The organism is Microbacterium sp. BF1 (genome assembly GCF_019279095.1).
GTDB classification, from domain to species: domain Bacteria; phylum Actinomycetota; class Actinomycetes; order Actinomycetales; family Microbacteriaceae; genus Microbacterium; species Microbacterium maritypicum.
This window is the reverse complement of sequence record NZ_JAGYWT010000502.1, coordinates 1-1,735: the sequence shown is the minus strand read 5'-3', so window position 1 is coordinate 1,735 and position 1,735 is coordinate 1. Positions and strand designations below refer to the sequence as shown.

General features: G+C 69.9%; 2 protein-coding genes and 1 pseudogene. All 3 read right to left on the bottom strand.

What is annotated here, in order from left to right; genetic code table 11:
- The coding region (locus tag KZA10_RS14170) for a cysteine desulfurase family protein (protein ID WP_218683204.1) at nt 1-560 on the bottom strand (560 nt) is incomplete at its 3' end.
- A gap of 20 nt (nt 561-580) precedes the next feature.
- Entirely contained in the window at nt 581-1,432 is an 852-nt protein-coding gene (gene nadC, locus KZA10_RS14165) for a carboxylating nicotinate-nucleotide diphosphorylase (protein WP_218683203.1), read from the bottom strand.
- A pseudogene (locus KZA10_RS14160) lies at nt 1,432-1,735 on the bottom strand (L-aspartate oxidase); the annotation flags it as partial. The pseudogene KZA10_RS14160 and the gene nadC, both read right to left, overlap by 1 nt.

The window sequence follows — 1,735 nt, the reverse complement described above, 5'->3', positions numbered from 1 at the left end:
CGCAGCCCCAGCCAGCCGGCCGACTGCACGGCATCCAGATGCAGGGGCACACGGGCGGCCCGGGTGACGGAAGCCAGTGCCGTCGCGTCCTGGATCGTGCCGATCTCGTTGTTCGCGTGGCCGATCGACACCAGCGCTGTGTCGTCGCGGATCGCCGCCGTCAGGTCGTCCGGTGCGATCCGCCCGCGCGCGTCGACCGGCAGCAGCGTCACCTCGACGGCATGGAAGCGTCGGAGGTATTCGGCGGATTCGAGGATCGACTCGTGCTCGATCGGTGAGATCACCAGATGACGTCGCCCTGCCTCGAGAGCCGCCAGCACGATGCCCTTCACCGCGAGATTGTTCGCCTCGGTGCCCCCTGCGGTGAACACGACATCGCCCGTGCGCATCCCGAGGATCCGGGCCACCCGTGCGCGGGCATCGTCCAGAGCACCCGCGGCGGCTTCGCCGGCAGTGTGATGGCTCGACGGGTTGCCGTACACCCCGGAGAGATACGGACCCATCGCCTCGAGCACCTCCGGTCGTACCGGGGAGGTCGCGGCGTGATCGAGATACAACATGCCAGGGTGCGACATCGGGGTCAGTCGATCCGCAGATCCAGGCCCAGGTCGAGGGCTCGTGCGGAGTGCGTCAGAGCGCCGACCGAGATCACATCCACCCCGGTGCGGGCGATGTCGCCGACGGTGTCGAGGTTCACCCCACCGGAGGCTTCGACGGTGGCGCGGTCGCCGATCAGGGCAACCCCCTCGCGCAGGTCGTCGAGCGAGAAGTTGTCGAGCAGCACGGTGTGGGCACCGCCGTCGAGCATCGCCTCGATCTGGTCGAGACGATCCACCTCGACCACGACGTGGGTCGTGTGGGGAAGGCGGGACAGCGCCTCGCGCAGTGCGGTCGCGAGGTCGAGGCCGGAGCGTTTCAGCACCGCGAGGTGGTTGTCCTTCGCCATCACGGCATCGGACAGTGAGTAGCGGTGGTTGCGGCCGCCACCGGACTCGACGGCATGACGCTCGAACGCGCGCAGCCCCGGCGTGGTCTTGCGGGTGTCGGCGATCCGGGCGCCCGTGCCGTCGATCGCTGCCACGTAGGCGGCGGTGAGAGTGGCGATGCCGCTCATCCGCTGCGTGAAGTTCAGTGCGACGCGTTCCGCCGTGAGCACGCTGCGCGCTGAGCCCGAGACCGACGCGAGGACGTCGCCCGCGGCGAAGTCGTCACCGTCGCCGACGTGCAGGTCCACGTCGAGAGCCGTGTCAGTGAGCCGGAACGCGGCGGCGAACACCTCACCACCGCTGAAGACCCCGGCCTCGCGAGCAACGAGATCGGCGGTGGCGGTGGCATCTGCGGGCAGCAGCGTGGTGCTGGTCAGGTCGCCCCAGGGGGCGTCCTCTTCGAGGGCCGCGCCGACGACGCGGTTCACAGTGGCAGTGGTCAGCATCAGACGGTCTCCAGGATCGATGAGGGGGCGTGCGAGCGCGCACCGGTTTCGGGAATGTGCGCGTCGACACGATGATGCGCGCCGACGGACGTCGTTCGCGCCAGCGCCGCAGACGCCGTCGACTCCGCCAGAAGCAGCAGGTTGGCGTCTTCGTGGGCGCTCGCCGTCGTCGGCGCTGAGCTCGATGAAGACCACGCCCGCAGCGTGCGGAGTGCTTGGGTGAGCCCCTCGCCCGTCCGCAGCAGTCCGACCTCGTCCCACATGAGCTGCTGCAGGGCGGCCCGGGTGAAGGCGGGCGCCCCC